The 14,014-nt window shown below is 70.8% G+C and carries 12 protein-coding genes; 6 read left to right on the top strand and 6 right to left on the bottom strand.

The window, feature by feature from the left end:
* Positions 1-128 precede the first annotated feature (128 nt).
* A complete protein-coding gene (locus BHS09_RS34555; RefSeq protein WP_140795625.1) occupies positions 129-875 on the bottom strand; it encodes a hypothetical protein in 747 nt (248 codons plus the stop codon).
* Positions 872-1,870: a site-2 protease family protein gene (locus BHS09_RS34560; RefSeq protein ID WP_174258978.1), complete on the bottom strand. Its 999-nt coding sequence runs from the start codon at positions 1,868-1,870 to the stop codon at positions 872-874. Before BHS09_RS34560 ends, BHS09_RS34555 begins: the two co-directional genes overlap by 4 nt.
* Before the next feature lie 211 nt (positions 1,871-2,081).
* On the opposite strand from BHS09_RS34560, the gene BHS09_RS34565 reads away from it, so the two are divergent.
* The 3 genes from BHS09_RS34565 (at position 2,082) to BHS09_RS34575 (ending at position 4,074) form a co-directional block, all read left to right on the top strand.
* Positions 2,082-2,429 (top strand): hypothetical protein, encoded by a 348-nt coding sequence (locus BHS09_RS34565; RefSeq protein ID WP_140795627.1) that lies wholly within the window; start codon positions 2,082-2,084, stop codon positions 2,427-2,429.
* A 78-nt stretch (positions 2,430-2,507) separates the two neighbouring features.
* Complete coding sequence (locus BHS09_RS34570) at positions 2,508-3,311, top strand: hypothetical protein (RefSeq protein WP_140795628.1); 804 nt, start codon at positions 2,508-2,510, stop codon at positions 3,309-3,311.
* A 46-nt stretch (positions 3,312-3,357) separates the two neighbouring features.
* The gene (locus BHS09_RS34575; RefSeq protein ID WP_140795629.1) at positions 3,358-4,074 is read left to right on the top strand and encodes an HAD family hydrolase; all 717 of its coding nucleotides are present in this window, start codon (positions 3,358-3,360) and stop codon (positions 4,072-4,074) included.
* A 55-nt stretch (positions 4,075-4,129) separates the two neighbouring features.
* On the opposite strand, the gene BHS09_RS34580 is transcribed toward BHS09_RS34575, so the two are convergent.
* Positions 4,130-4,612: a transcriptional regulator gene (locus tag BHS09_RS34580; protein ID WP_140795630.1), complete on the bottom strand. Its 483-nt coding sequence runs from the start codon at positions 4,610-4,612 to the stop codon at positions 4,130-4,132.
* A 134-nt stretch (positions 4,613-4,746) separates the two neighbouring features.
* Between BHS09_RS34580 and BHS09_RS34585 the strand changes: the two genes are divergently transcribed.
* Positions 4,747-5,856, top strand: a complete 1,110-nt coding sequence (locus BHS09_RS34585) for a lipid kinase (protein WP_237080009.1) — start codon at positions 4,747-4,749, stop codon at positions 5,854-5,856.
* 79 nt (positions 5,857-5,935) lie between these two features.
* On the top strand, positions 5,936-8,785 hold the full coding sequence (locus tag BHS09_RS34590; RefSeq protein ID WP_140800178.1) for a carboxypeptidase regulatory-like domain-containing protein: 2,850 nt from the start codon (positions 5,936-5,938) through the stop codon (positions 8,783-8,785).
* Between the two features lie 6 nt (positions 8,786-8,791).
* On the opposite strand, the gene hrcA is transcribed toward BHS09_RS34590, so the two are convergent.
* Positions 8,792-9,823: a heat-inducible transcriptional repressor HrcA gene (gene hrcA / locus BHS09_RS34595; protein WP_140795632.1), complete on the bottom strand. Its 1,032-nt coding sequence runs from the start codon at positions 9,821-9,823 to the stop codon at positions 8,792-8,794.
* A gap of 234 nt (positions 9,824-10,057) precedes the next feature.
* On the opposite strand from hrcA, the gene yedA reads away from it, so the two are divergent.
* On the top strand, positions 10,058-11,041 hold the full coding sequence (gene yedA / locus BHS09_RS34600) for a drug/metabolite exporter YedA (RefSeq protein WP_140800179.1): 984 nt from the start codon (positions 10,058-10,060) through the stop codon (positions 11,039-11,041).
* A 3-nt stretch (positions 11,042-11,044) separates the two neighbouring features.
* On the opposite strand, the gene BHS09_RS34605 is transcribed toward yedA, so the two are convergent.
* Positions 11,045-11,950: an NADP-dependent oxidoreductase gene (locus BHS09_RS34605; RefSeq protein WP_140795634.1), complete on the bottom strand. Its 906-nt coding sequence runs from the start codon at positions 11,948-11,950 to the stop codon at positions 11,045-11,047.
* A gap of 151 nt (positions 11,951-12,101) precedes the next feature.
* Positions 12,102-13,967 (bottom strand): hypothetical protein, encoded by a 1,866-nt coding sequence (locus BHS09_RS34610; protein ID WP_140800180.1) that lies wholly within the window; start codon positions 13,965-13,967, stop codon positions 12,102-12,104.
* Between the last annotated feature and the right edge of the window lie 47 nt (positions 13,968-14,014).

Genomic DNA, 14,014 nt, shown 5'->3' on the forward strand with positions numbered 1-14,014 from the left:
AATAGCAGCGACCGCCGTTTCAAGCGCGTTTCCGGCCGCGGCCGCGCCGCCTGGCCCGGGTGGCTGCCTGCTCCTCCGTCAGCGAGCCGCACCGCCCTCGGCGGCACGGCGCCCGGACAGCCCGGCGCTCAGTACCCCGCGCTCAGCGTGCGCAGGTGCTGGAAGACGAGCACGGCCAGCACCAGCACCACGATGAAACCCACGCCCACCGCCACCGTCTTCAGGCGCCGGAAGACGCTGGGGGTTCCGGCGGGCTCCACCGATGACGGCACCACCAGGGTGGCCCTGCGCACCACCTCATCACGGCCCCGCCGGGCGACGGCATCGTCGGGCGCACGCGCCAGGCGGATCCGGTACAGCCGCCCCGCCATGGCCAGCTCGCCCCGCCCCACCGCCAGCGTCATCAGCCGGTCATGGGCGTCCCAATCCTCCCAGCGCGCCGCCAGCTTGCGCCACGCGTCCGCCAGCACGTCCGAGAGGGGATGCTCCTCGGGCTGGTAGTTGACGTAGACGAGCCCGCACTGCGGGCAGGACAGGGCCTCCTCGCGCCGAGGCGCCACACACTTGGGACAGACGCCAGGGGGCGGCTCGAAGAGCGCGTCGTCCGTCAGCGGCACCGACTCCGAACGCACCACCCGCAGGGCCGGCGTCACTGGCGCGGAAGCGCTCCAGCTGTCGGAGGGCGGCTCCACCGGCACCGGCGCCGACCCCGCGGCGGGAGCAGCCCGCACCTCCGTTCGCGGCGCGGTGGTGGCCGGCGGACCCACGCGGCTGTCCACGCCGCAGCGGCCACACGTCACCACGAGTCCCCCGGCTTCCGTCCGGTAGGTCTCCAGCGGCACGAGCCGCTCGCACGCGTCACACTGGAACTTCATGTCATCACCTGGCGCAGGGGAATGGGCATGGCGCAGCCGATGAGTGCCAGCAGGCACAGCGCGCAAATCCACTTCCGCAGTGGACTGAGCGGTGCCTGGGGTTCCACCACCTCGGGATGGCCGAAGCCTACCAGCTTGCTCGTCACCAGCAGCCATAAGCCCCAGGACGCGGTGACGAAAAGGGTGAGGACCAACAGCACCAACGCCACCGCGCGGCCCACCCAGTGCGCGCGCCGGCCCCACAGCGCATAGGCCAGGTGCCCGCCGTCGAGCTGCCCCACGGGCATCAGGTTCAGCAGCGTGACGAGCAGCCCGAACCAGCCGGCGATGACCACCGGATGGACCAACACGTCCTTGCCCTCCGGGAGCGGTCCCAGGGCCAGGCGCGTCAGGCCCTGCATCAACAGGCTGTCACCGAAGAGCGTCTGCACGCCGTTGAAGGGTGTCTCCGGCGCGGGCGGCGCGTTGGTGACGCGGTCCATCACCCAGGTGAAGACGTCCCGGCCAATGGCCCACAGCGAGCCGTCCCCCGGGAAGGTGGTGGACGGGATGTCCGGCGCATCCACCACGGAGGAGTGAGCCAGCCCCCAGAAGAGGATGGGCAGGGCCACCACCAACCCCGCGAGCGGTCCCGCCGCGCCAATGTCCACCAGGGCGTTGCGGTTCGGGATGCGGTCGCGAATGCGGATGACGGCGCCCAGCGTGCCCACGCCGAGCACCGGCAGCGGGATGAAATAAGGCAGGGATGTTTCAACCCGGTGACAGCGCGCCAACACGTAGTGCCCCATCTCATGGGTCCCCAGGATGGCCAGCAGCGACAGGCTGAAGGCCAGCGCGCGGAAGGCCGCTTCGGGGGACACCTCTCCCAGTGAGTAGGGCCGCTGGAAATGGAAGTAGAGCAGGTACGAGGTGAAGGTGGTTCCTACCGTCAGCACCAGGAGCAACAGGTGCACCCAGTAACGCGGCGCGGGGCGGGCAGCGGAGACGGTATCCATGAAGGGAGCCTCGAGGTTGGCTAGCAAGGGGAGATGTGCATTGCAACGCGCAGCCGCCCAACCGGACCGATACCGAGTGTCCCGGACGGACCTTGACATGGAGTCGACATCTGCTACGACCCCGCCCGCTTGAAGGTTTCAAGACAACGGCCGGTTGCCCTCCAAGGCGTCCGGCCACCACACAAGCATCCAATTCAAGAGGGGAAAGATCATGAAGAAGCTCGTCCTGTCCGCCGTTGTCGCCAGCAGCATGGTTGCCTGCACCAGCGTTGAGAGCGCCGTTGTCTCCGGCACGGAGATCGCCTCCAACGGTGAGGCCGTCGCCGTTGTTCAGGCCAACGCCCTGGGCCTGACCGCCATCTTCCACATCGTCGACATCGTGCAGAGCGACCTCGACACCGTCATCAACAAGCTGCTCATCGCCGAGGCCAAGGCCATGGGCGCCTCCAAGGTGGAGCTGCTGACCGCGGGCACCACGGCCCGTCACGGCATCTACGCCCTGACCGGCACCATCATCGGCGTGACCAGCTCCAGCGCCGTGGGCGTGGCGGTCAAGTAGTCCACACCGCGCAAGCCGCGCGGTTCATGCGGAAGGCCCCCTGGCGACAGGCGGGCCTTCTTGCTTTTGTGCCCTCCCATGCGTGAACGCCTCCTCCTGTTGTGTGCCCTGACGGCCCTCACCGGCTGCCCCAAGAAGGGCGGCGATGACACGGCCACGCTGCTGCCCGAAGTCAAAGCCGGGCTCGCCGCCCGCGAAGCGAAGCTGAAGAGCTACCGCATCGCCGGCACCGTGCAGGACGCGGGGCTGGAGCCGGTGACGTTCACCTTCGAATACCGCGCGCCGCAGCGCCTGCGTGGCACGCTGGGCCCGCCCGCCTCGCGCACCTTCGCGTGGGACGGCGCGCACTTCTTCCAGCAGCTCGACGGGGAGAAGCGCTTCAGCACCTTCACCTCGGAGCTGCCGCCCGCGAAGCTCGCCGGCTTCCTGTCGGAGACGTTCCACCCCTTCATGCCGGAAGGCTTCCGGACGCCGCTCTTGCTGAGCCACGCGACGGTCCGCCGCGCCACGCACCCGCTGGCGCCGCAGGCGGTGGAGCTGGTGCAGAAGCTGGAGGGCGACGCCGCGGGACTGGAGATGGTCTACGTGCTGCGCTGGCCCCAGCTGGACTTCCTGGGCCGGCGCACCGTCTCACCAGACGGCGCCGCGGCCGAGGAGCGCGTGGAGGAGGAGCACTGCGACGCGGCCTTGTCGCTGTGCGTGCCCAAGCGCCTTGGCCGGTGGCAGGGAGGCAAGCGCGTGGGCGAGACGGTGCTCACGCGCGTGGAGCTGAACGCGGCCCTGCCCAACGACGGCTTCACCCTCACCGCCCCCGAAGGCTACGACGTACAGACGCGGACATTGGTGGAGTCCACCCCCGCCACCCAGCCCACGGACGGTTGACCGCCAACCCCGGCATCCCCACCTTCGGGGCCGAGGGACAAGGCACATGGTGGAAAACGTCATCTTCGACGTGGATGGAACCCTGGTGGATTCGGTGGACGAGCACGCCGAGGCATGGCGGCGCGCCTTCCTTCACTTCGGCCGGGACATCCCGTTCGCACACGTGCGCAGCCAGATTGGCAAGGGCGCCGACCAGCTCATCCCCGTCTTCTTCAACGACGAGGAAGTGGAGCGCTTCGGCAAGGAGTTGGACGAATACCGCGGCAAGCTGTTCCTGGACGAGTTCCTGCCGAAGGTGCGTCCCTTCCCCCGGGTACGGGAGCTCTTCCAGCGGCTGCGCGCGGGCGGCATCCGCATCGTGCTGGCCTCCAGCGCGAAAGAGCAGGAGCTGAAGCACTACGTGAAGCTGTGCGGCATCGAAGGCCTGTTCGAGGCGAAGACGAGCACGGACGAGGTGGACAAGAGCAAGCCCCACCCGGACATCTTCGAGGCCGCAATGGCGCGGCTGGGCAAGCCTTCTCCGGACGTGACAGTCGTCGTGGGCGACACGCCCTATGACGCGCTCGCCGCCAACAAGTTGAGCCTGCCCTCCGTGGGCGTGCTCGCTGGCGGCTTTCCTCCGGATGACCTGCGCGCCGCGGGCTGCCGCACGCTGGTGAAGGACCCGGCGGCGCTGCTCGCGCGCTACGAGGCGTCCCGGCGCGAATGGCCCTGGAACGAGTCCGACACCAGCCAGGTGGCCAAGGACGACGAGCGGCGCTGAAGCCGCGCCCCCGCCCTTCCCCACCCCACGAGAGGGATGGGGAAGCGGCGGCGTGCTAGCTGCGGGTGCGGCTGCGCGAGCCGCGGCTGCTGGTTCCGCGACGCGTCCCGCTCCGGGACTTGGAAGCAGGCCGCTTCGCGGTGGTGGTGCGACGGGCGGTGGCGCGACGGGCCGCGGTGCCCTTGGCGGCGGTGGACTTGGAACCCGAACGCGTCGCTCGAGCAGTGGGCTTGCGCGTGCGGCCCGTGGCGGCGGTGGCGCGGCGACGGGTGCCGGCGCGCTTCGCGGCGGTGGCCTTGCCTCCCTTGCGGCCCGCCTTGCGCGCGTTCTTCCGCGCCAGGGGACGGCTGCGCGCGACCTTGGCCTTGCTGCCCGAGCCGCCCTTCTTCATCCCGCCGCCCGTGAGCTTGTTCACGGTGGCCCAGGCCCGGGACTCGGCCGTCTCGTCGGAGGCGCCGCGCTTCTCGTAGCCCTCTTCGATGTGCTCAGCCATCCGCTTCTGCTTCGCCGTGTACTTCGCCTTGCTTCCTCGTGCCATGCGACTTGCTCTCCAGGCCTGACTGACACCTGCATGGGGCCAGCTCCAGCGCAGAGGTGAGCAGTCACCCACCCATCCGGAAGCGCGCAGCCGGATGGACCTGTTCACCCGGCGACGCACGCATGCATGCCCACGTGGCACCCGACATCGGGAATGCACCGGAGCACGGGGCGACTCGCGGCGAGGGTGCGCGCACGACACCGCCTCGCATCCCGCTGGCCGGACGGACCGTGCGTGCACAGATTGGCGGGCGACACGAAAGAGGAGGCACCCTGGAACCCGCCCTCATCAAGCCCCCATGCAGGCCCGTCCTGGATGACGGCCCCGCGGTGTTGGTGGTGAACACGCGCTCGCGTTCAGGGCGTGAGGCCTTCCAGGCCGCCAGGGAAACGCTCGTGGCGCGGGGCGTCTCCATCGTCGAATGCCACGCGCTGTCCCGAGCGGTTCGGCTGGACGCGGTGGTGGAGCGGATGGTGGCACGGGGCACCCGCCGCCTCATCGTGGGAGGAGGCGACGGCACCCTGAGCCGCGCGGTGGTCCGGCTGCTGGGCCGCGACGTGACGCTGGGCGTCCTCCCGCTGGGCACTGGCAACGACTTCGCGCGCTCGCTGGGAATCCCGCCCGACATCGAGGCCGCCTGTGACGTCATCGCCCAGGGCTACACGGCCCGCGTGGACGTGGGCCTGGCCAATGGGCGCCCCTTCCTCAACGCGGCCAGCCTGGGACTTGCCACCGGCATCGCCAAGCGGCTGACGAAGCGGCTGAAGCAGCGCGCGGGCAAGCTGGCCTACCCCGTGGCGGCCGCGGCGGAGATGAAGGACCTGCGCCCCTTCCACATCCGGCTGAAGGCGGATGACCAGGAGCTGGCGCTGGACGTGCTGCAGCTGGTGGTGGGCAACGGCCTCTACCACGGCGCCGGAAACATGGTGGCGCCCGATGCCCGGCTGGATGACCGGCGGCTGGACATCTACGCCATCGCCGCGCCCTCCGCCGCGTCGGGGCACGAAGGCACCGGCCTGGGCCAGCTCCAGGACATCGCCACGTTGATGCGGGTGGCCCTGTCCCTGCGCTCAGGCGAGCACGTTGAGCACCCCGCTGTCACCGCCCTGCGCGCCGCGCGGCTCTACGTGGAGGCCGACCCCGTTCAGGAGGTGAACGCGGACGGCGAGCTCGTGGGCAAGACACCCATGCGCTTCGAGGTGGCCCCCGCGGCCCTGCGCGTCTACGCGCCCGCGCCCTCCTGAAGTTTCGGTTCACTGCGAGGCTGGCCTACACTGTGGGCAGCCGCGACGGCGACGGCCGGACGCGGGGGAGGCCGAGCCCGTGCGCCATCGAACCCCCTTCTTGATTGCCTTGTGCCTGGCCATCGCGGCGGTGCTGCTGCTGTGGTTCCGCATGCCCGTCCCCGCGGCCCCCGCCGACGCGCGCCCGGAGGCCGCGGCGTTGACCGCGCCAGCGCCCGTCACCAGCGGCGCCCAGTCCCGCGCCAGCACGCCGCCCACCCCGCCGCTGGAGACCGCCCCCAACGCCGAGCTGGGCGCCTTCGTGGTGCGCGTGGTGGACGCCCAGGGCCCCGTGACGGGCGCGCGCGTGCGGGCCTACCTGCGGGTGGGCGCGGACGGCACCGGGGCCACGCCGTGGCGCCGCGCGGGTGACGGCACCACGGCGGACGGCGGCGTGCTCCGCCTGCCCGCGGCCCCCGGCGACTACCTGCTGTCCGCGCATGCGCCAGGCCACGGCCCCGTGCGGATGGAGGCCACGCGGCCGCTCGGCGAGGCGGAGACGGCCGTCGAGCTGCGCCTGCCCGACGGCGTGACGCTGAGTGGGCGCACCGTGGCGGAAGGGCGCGAGGAGCCGGTGCCGCTCGCCTCACTGAGGCTGCGGCCCTACCCCGGGACGCCCACGGCCTGGGCGGCCCCCACCGGCTTGCCGGAAGAAGCGGCGGAGACGACGAGTGACGCCCAGGGCCGCTTCGCCTTCACGCAGCTGGCGGCCGGACGCTACGAGCTCACCGCCGAGGCGCCGGGCTTCAGCCGCCGCACCTTGCGCCTGCTCCAGGTGCCGCAGGCCGGTGAAGTCGTCGTGGGGCTCTGGGGCGCGAGCACCCTGGAGGGCTTCGTCGTCGACGCGAAGGGGCAGCCCGTCGCGGACGCGGAGGTGGTGGCGACGGGAGGCACCGCGCCGGTGCGCGTCACCACCGGGGAAGGTGGCGGCTTCGCGCTGGAGGTCAACGCGGGGACGTGGGTCGTGTCCGCGCGCCGAGGGGACCAGCTGGGCCGCGTGCCGGGGCCGCTGTCCGTCGCGCCAGGCGAGACGCTGCGCGGGCTCGTGGTGACGCTGGGCGCGGCCAGTGGCCTGACGGGCACGGTGTCCACGGTGGAGGGCGCGCCGGTGCGCGGGGCCATCCTGGTGGCGTCTCCCGCGGGCGGCCAGGGCGAGCTGGGCCGGTCGGCGTCCGAGGACGATGGCGGGTGGCGGATGGACGTCCCTCCCGGCGAGTACGACGTGACGGTGCGCGCGGCGGGGATGACGGGCCGCGTGTTCGAAGCCGTGGTGGTGAACCCGGGCGGCCACACGCCCCTGGACGTGCGGCTGGAGCCCGCGACGGCGGCGCTGGAAGGCCTGGTGGTGGACTCGGAGGGACGGCCGCTGGAAGGCGCGCAGGTGCGCGCCGAACCGGAGTCCTTCTCTGGCGTGGCGCACACGGCGCTCACCGACGCCGAGGGCGCCTGGAAGCTGGAGGGACTGGAAACGGGGCCCACCTCCGTGCGCGCGCGGCGCGAGGGCTCGCAGCGGTGGACGTCCCGCATGGAGACGCTGAAGGCGGGAGTCGTCACCCGCGTGGACTTCACCCTGGCGGACTCCGGCTCCGTGTGGGGGCAGGTGACGCGCGCGTCGGGCGGGCCGCTGACCGAGCCCGCGCTGGTCCACGCAGTGCCTCGGGGCGGCTCGGGCACGGCCTCCACGGAAACGGATGCACAGGGCCAGTTCCAGCTGGAATTGCCCGCGGGCGTCTACCAACTGGTCGCGCTGCTCCACCAGACGCCCGCCATCTACTTCCACATGGAGAGCGACCCGTTCGTGACGGTGCCTTCAGGCGGCGCCGTGCGGCAGGACCTGCTGTTGAAGGAGGACTCCGTGTTGTCCGGCGTCGTGCTGGAGCCCTCCGGGGTGCCCAGCCCGCTGGCCATCGTGGCCGCCATCCAGGGCGGGGACTTCCCCATGACGCGCAAGGAGCGCGCGGACGAGTCGGGCCAGTTCGCCATGCCGCCGCGCCCCCAGGGCGCCCAGCCCCTGGAGCTGGTGGCCCACAACGCGGGGCGCGTGGGGCGGCTGCCCGCCGCGCATGAGGACCAGGCGCCGCTCACGGTGCGGCTGGAGCCCGCGGCCACCCTGCGCGGGCGCGTGGTGGCGGGCAGCGGCGCGGCTCCGGATGGCTTCGTCCTGGAGCTGCTCGAGGCCAACGGTGAGGCCCTGCCCTGGGCCGGCGCCTGGCCCACCACGCGGCGCTTCGCTGGCAGCACCTTCGTGCTTCCAGACGCGCCCGCCCAGGCGCTGAAGGTGACGGTGCGCACCGAGGACGGCCGCACGGGCGAAGCCCAGGTGACGCTGCGGCCCGGGGGCACCTCGGACGTGGAGGTGCCGCTCACCGGCGGCGTGGCGTCCATCTCCGGGCGCGCGGTGTGGAGCAAGGGGGGCGGCCCTGCGCCAGGGGTGGCGGTGTTCCTCGACAAGGCCGTGGGTGGGCGCCCGGATGCCTTCACCGGGCAGGACGGACGCTTCCGCCTGAGCGACGTGCGCCCGGGCATCCACACCGTGCGGCTGCTGCCGCCGGAGGGCCGCGTGGAGACGCGCACCGTGAAGGTGGCGGAGGCGGAGGCCACCGACGTGGGTGACGTCACGGTGTCCCCGCGCCGGGCCACGCCGGGCACGCTGGGCGCGGGCTTCAGCGAGGACCGGGGCCACGTCGCCTTCGCGTGGCTGACGCCGGACGGGCCCGCGGCGCGCGCGGGCGTCAACGTGGGGGACCGGCTGGTGGCGGTGGATGGCCAGGTGGTGCGCGACAGCACGGAGGCGGAGTCCCGCACCCGGGGTGCGCCCGGCACGCCCGTGCGGCTCCACGTCCGGCGCGCGAATGGTGAGCAGGAGGTGCTCGTCACCCGCGCGGAGTGAGGCCCGCTACACCTTCTCCAGCACGCGCGACAGCACCTGCGCGGTGAAGTTCACCAGCGGAATCACGCGCCGGTAGTCCATGCGCGTGGGGCCGATGACGCCCACCGTGCCCAGCACCTGCTCCTGGTTGCCGTAGGGGCTGGCGATGACGGTGACGTCGCCGGCCGCGGAGAAGTCGCTCTCCGCGCCGATGAAAATCTGCATCTCGTTGGCCACCTGCACCCGGTCCAGCAGCGACAGCAGCTTGTGCTTCTCATCCAGGGCCCTGAAGAGCGCGCGCATGCGCTCCACGTCCGCGAACTCCGGCTGCTCGAAGAAGGAACCCGTGCCCTGGATGAGCACCCGCTCCGTGGACGCCAGGTCCGTGGCCGCCGCGCCCAGCTTCAGCGCCTTGGCCGTCAGCGCGTTGTAGAGCGCCTGCTCCTGGTCCATCTCCGCGCGGATGCGCTCGCGCGCCGACTCCAGCGGCACCTCCCGCAGCAGCTCCGACAGGTAGTTGCTCGCCTTGAGCAGTTCGTCGGAGGTGATGGGGAACTCCACGGTAATCGCCTTGTTGTGCACCTGGCCGCTCTGCCCCACCAGGATGGCGAGCACCCGGTCCTCGCGCAGCCGGACGAACTCGATGCGCCGGAACACCGCCGACTCCGGCCGCGGCGCCACCACCACGCCCGCGTGGCGCGTCAGCGAATGGAGGATGCGGCTGGCCTCGCCCAGCATCTCCGCCAGGTCGGCCTCGTGCGCGAGCCCCGCGTGGATGAGCTCCCTGTCACGCGGCGTCGGGTCCTTCAGCTTCACCAGCGTGTCCACGTAGAAGCGGTAGCCCTGGTCGGTGGGAACACGCCCAGCGGAGGTGTGGGGCTTCTCCAAGAAGCCCAGCTCCTCCAGGTCCGCCAGCACGTTGCGCATGGTGGCGGAGGACACCTCGAACCCCGACCTGCGGGTGAGCTGCTGACTGCCAACCGGCCCGCCCGTGGAGATGTACTCCTGGACGACCGCCCGGAGGACTTCCTTCTCACGTTCACCCAGCTCTTCGGACATCCCTGGCGCTCACTCCGGAGCCACCGGTGCGGCGGCATCTCCGCCCTGGCTCCATGGGAAAGTCTAAGGAAGCGGCCCCGGGCATTCAATCCGGGAGCCGCCCTGTCCCTACGGGCAACCCGGCGCGACATTCCCGACGCGACCATTCCAGCCAGCCGGACGGCCGCCCCGACGCACGAGCGTGCTGCCCGTCACTGTACTTCCCCGGAAAGGGCCCGGCTGTGACGTGTGGCAATGCCCACATGGCCGGCGAAATTCGCCGGCGATACAAGCCGCGCCGTGCCCGCCTCGCGTGCCGCGTCCCTCCCCGTCTCACAGCCAGCCCCCGTCAGCCTGCCCTCTGGAGACGTCCTTCCCGGAGGTGCCCAGCGCGGGTGGCTCATCGCCAGCCTCCTGTCTCTATACGTTATTTGGGGCTCCACCTATCTGGCCATCCGGTGGGCGCTGGAAGGCGGCATGCCGCCGTTCCAGATGTCAGGAGTGCGCTTCGTGCTCGCCGGCGCCCCGCTCTTCGCGGTGCTGTGGCTGCGCGGGGCGCCCGTGCCCACGGCCCGTCAGTGGGGCGCCAGCGCGCTGGTCGGACTGTTGCTGCTGGGCGTGGGCAACGGGGGGCTCGTCTTCGCGCAGCAGTCGGTGCCGTCGGGCGTGGCCGCGCTGGTGGTGGGCAGCCTGCCCTTGTGGACAGCGCTCTTCGGGGGGCTCTTCGGCCAGTGGCCCGGGCGCGCGGAGCGCTGGGGACTGGCCGTCGGCTTCGGCGGCATCGTCCTGCTCAACCTGGGCAGTGACATGGGCGGCGGCCTGCTGCCGACGCTGGCGTTGCTGGTGTCGCCCATGAGCTGGGCGCTGGGCTCGGTGTGGAGCCGCCGGCTGCCCATGCCGCAGGGACTGATGTCCACCGCGGCGCAGATGCTGTGCGGTGGCGTCATCATGCTGGGATTCGGCCTGCTGATTGGGGAGCGCCCCACGGCCATGCCCACGCCCAAGGCGGTGCTCGCGTTCTTCTACCTCGTCATCTTCGGCTCGCTGGTGGGCTACAGCGCCTATGGCTACCTGCTGCGCAACGCGCGCCCGTCGCTGGCCACCAGCTACGCCTACGTCAACCCGGTGCTGGCGGTGTTCCTGGGCGGCCTCCTGGCGGGCGAGACGATGACGCCCACGGCCTGGCTGGCCATGGGCGCCATCCTGGGCGCGGTCGTGTTGCTGACGCGCAAGAAGTGACGCTCAGTTGACGAGCAGCACCTTGCCCACGCCGCTCTGCTCCGCCAGCTTCTGCGCTTCCTTCACCTGCTCCAGCGGGAAGCGCTTGCTGACGGGGATGACCAGGTCGCCCTTGGCGACGGCCTGCCCCAGTTGCGTCAGGCGGCGCGAGTCCGGGTGCGTGAAGATGGCGCGCACGGTGATTTGCCGCCCCTTGGCCTCGGGAGGCTCACCCAGGACGCTGCCGAGGGTGCCGCCGGGCTTCACCTTCTCCAGAACGCTGGCCACCACCTTGCCGCCCACGGTGTCCGCCACCGCGTCCAGCATGGGCAGCTTCGCGAACTCGTCCGCGACGTCGAGCGCGAAGACGCCGTCCACGCCCAGCTTCTGCGCCTCCGCCTTCTGGTTGGCGCGCACGCCGGCCAGCACCTTCGCGCCCCGGGCTTTCGCCGCGAAGACGGCGGCGCGGCCCACCGCCCCCAGCGCGCCGATGACGAGCACCGTGTCCCCCTTCTTGGGGTTCACCGCCTCTTCCATCAGTTGCACGCCAGTGAGCGTGACCAGAGGGAGCGCGGCGGCGTCCTTCAGGTCCATGGACTCAGGGACCTTCGCCCAGGACTCCACGGGCGCGACGACCTTCTCCGCGTAGCCCGCGTTCACCACACCCATGACGCGGTCGCCTGGCTTGAAGTCGTTGACGCCCGGGCCCACCTCCATGACCTCACCGGCCACGTCCCGCCCGAGGATGGTGGGGAACTGCACGGGCATCATCGCCTTCATGTCCCCGCGGCGAATCTTCCAGTCCACGGGGTTGATGCCCGCGGCGGTGACGCGGACCTTCACCTCGCCCGGCCCCACCTTCGGCTCGGGCATGTCTTGAATGGCGAGCGCATCCACGTCTCCATAGGACTTGAGCACCACGGCTTTCATGCGGGCCTCCCAACGCGAAAGAGCTGACGTCGCGCGAAGGGTAATCACTCATGGAGGCCGCCCACTGCGGCGCCTGCCCGTCCCTACCTCCCCCTTGCTGGAAGGGCGGCCGGCGGGTCCGGGGCAGGCGAGCTTCAGGATGGAAAATCGATCATTGGTTCGGACGGTAGATGCTCAACGAACCACTGTAAGACACCGCTATCACCGGCTGGCCCGCCACATCCAACGCCAGGGTCGAATACGTCTGGTGGCCTGACCTCGAGGCCAGGTCCGTCGACAGCGCTCCCCGAGCGTACCAGGAGACGTAGGTACCCTGCGTCGAGTCACCACCGATGAACGTCACCAGCGCGCGTCCCTCGGCATCCACCGCGACTGACGGGCAACGGCGTCCTTGCCTCTGGAACGAATGCTCCGCGGACGTCACGACACGGCGGTCCCAGGCCGCACCAGACCATTGAGCGACCACCACCTTCTGATGGTAGGCACGGGCATCCAGCTCCGCCCAGACCGCCACGGGCCGTCCATCGGGCGTCGTGGCCAGCGCGGGTTCGGAGACCTGATGATTCAAGGCATCCAGGCCTTCGTGGATGAGCCGGCCTCCCACCGCCACCCAGCCGGAGCCGTTCCAGTGTCGGACGTACAGTCCCGCTCCGACTTCCGAGGACTCTGCTTCCGCCCAGGCAAGGAAGACGCCCCCCGAACCATCCACACTCAACGCAGGAGCCCCTGTCGACACGGTGGCTTCCGGGCCCATCCCCACCCGCTGCACCGCTCCCAATGGCCGCCACTGGTCGGCTTCCCAACGCTGCACGCGAATGCCGTCAGCGGCGCTCCAAGCCACGACCGGACGACCTTCGCTGTCCACGACGAGGCTGGCGCCAGACAACTCCGCCGCTTCAGGCGCGTTCAGGCGTCCCCCCAGGGGCTGCCAGGTGGGTGGCACCCACTGGAAGACGTGGAGCGCCGGACTGGCATGCGCGGATTCGTGGTGCTGGAACGCAATCACGGGGTGGCCATCCGAGCCCAACGCGAGCAGGGGGTCAGAGACACCTGCCGCCTCGGACGCGCCCGGCACGACGACCGGCTCCCCGACCTGCTGCCAATGGCGTTGCTGCTGGCGTCCCACGACGATGTGCGTCCCAAGCTTGGCCCCATCGTGCTGCCCCTGGCCGGAGACGTCGGCCAGCGCGAGTACCGCATCCCCGTCCGGCCCCACGGCCAACGCCGGCCGGCCTACGACCGAGAGGGGCGTGTATCCCAACCCTGGAGACCAGGTCGACAGGTACATGGGGTCTCTCATGAAAAGGGGGACGCTCCAGGTCCAGGAGTAACGCGGCCCCTTTTCCGGGTTGAATTGCGCGGGGTTCCCAGCCAGGTCCGTGATGTTTCCCAGGGGCAGCGAAGCCGAGCCCTCCGCTGGCAGCAGGTCGGGAACGCCGATTGGCGCGAACACGAGCAAGCCACTGTGGGCCAAGGACATGCGGGGCGTCAGTTCCCGGTCATTGACCCGGACGCTGGCCGTCACATCTTCGTCGCGGGCGAACCGGACGGGCTCCGAGAACTTCACCTGCAGGGTCGATGCATGACTGGGGAACAAATCCGTCGACCACGGAGATGCCTCCACTACGACGGGCCCCGTGCGGTCCACCGACACGGGGTGCTTCGGGCTCATGAGGGTGTGGCCCTTCCATTGAGTTCGAGCCTGGAGTTGATAGATGCCCTCGGGTTTGTCCGTCGTGTCCCACGTGAATTCGAAAGGCGGCAGCAGGGTGGCCAGCAGTGCGCCATCCAGGAAGAGCTCCACCGTTTCGGGTTGCCCCCCTTGCATCTGCACCGTCACGAGGAGGCTTCCGTTGACGTGCTCCATTCCCCGCGCGTTGTTGATCTCCAGCCGCATGGAATCACCAGGGGAGTGATTCGGTGGAGTCCCGTCGGAAAGGTCACCACAGCCGAGCAGGGACAGCGTGGCGATGAGGAGGGAGGAACGCGCGGAGGGCAAGGAGAGAGAGCGAGGCATCAGGGCTCCAAGGCATGCGGTGTCGTGCGCCCTTTGGACACGCGAGC

The sequence above is a fragment of the Myxococcus xanthus genome, from assembly GCF_006402735.1.
In the GTDB taxonomy this organism is placed as follows: domain Bacteria; phylum Myxococcota; class Myxococcia; order Myxococcales; family Myxococcaceae; genus Myxococcus; species Myxococcus xanthus_A.

Excerpts from the sequence above, each read along its gene's own strand:
- BHS09_RS34555 (WP_140795625.1), bottom strand. The coding sequence starts at position 875 with ATGAAGTTCCAGTGTGACGCGTGCGAGCGGCTCGTGCCGCTGGAGACC.
- BHS09_RS34560 (WP_174258978.1), bottom strand. The coding sequence starts at position 1,870 with ATGGATACCGTCTCCGCTGCCCGCCCCGCGCCGCGTTACTGGGTGCAC.
- BHS09_RS34565 (WP_140795627.1), top strand. The coding sequence starts at position 2,082 with ATGAAGAAGCTCGTCCTGTCCGCCGTTGTCGCCAGCAGCATGGTTGCC.
- BHS09_RS34570 (WP_140795628.1), top strand. The coding sequence starts at position 2,508 with ATGCGTGAACGCCTCCTCCTGTTGTGTGCCCTGACGGCCCTCACCGGC.
- BHS09_RS34575 (WP_140795629.1), top strand. The coding sequence starts at position 3,358 with ATGGTGGAAAACGTCATCTTCGACGTGGATGGAACCCTGGTGGATTCG.
- BHS09_RS34580 (WP_140795630.1), bottom strand. The coding sequence starts at position 4,612 with ATGGCACGAGGAAGCAAGGCGAAGTACACGGCGAAGCAGAAGCGGATG.
- hrcA (WP_140795632.1), bottom strand. The coding sequence starts at position 9,823 with ATGTCCGAAGAGCTGGGTGAACGTGAGAAGGAAGTCCTCCGGGCGGTC.
- yedA (WP_140800179.1), top strand. The coding sequence starts at position 10,058 with ATGCCCACATGGCCGGCGAAATTCGCCGGCGATACAAGCCGCGCCGTG.
- BHS09_RS34605 (WP_140795634.1), bottom strand. The coding sequence starts at position 11,950 with ATGAAAGCCGTGGTGCTCAAGTCCTATGGAGACGTGGATGCGCTCGCC.
- BHS09_RS34610 (WP_140800180.1), bottom strand. The coding sequence starts at position 13,967 with ATGCCTCGCTCTCTCTCCTTGCCCTCCGCGCGTTCCTCCCTCCTCATC.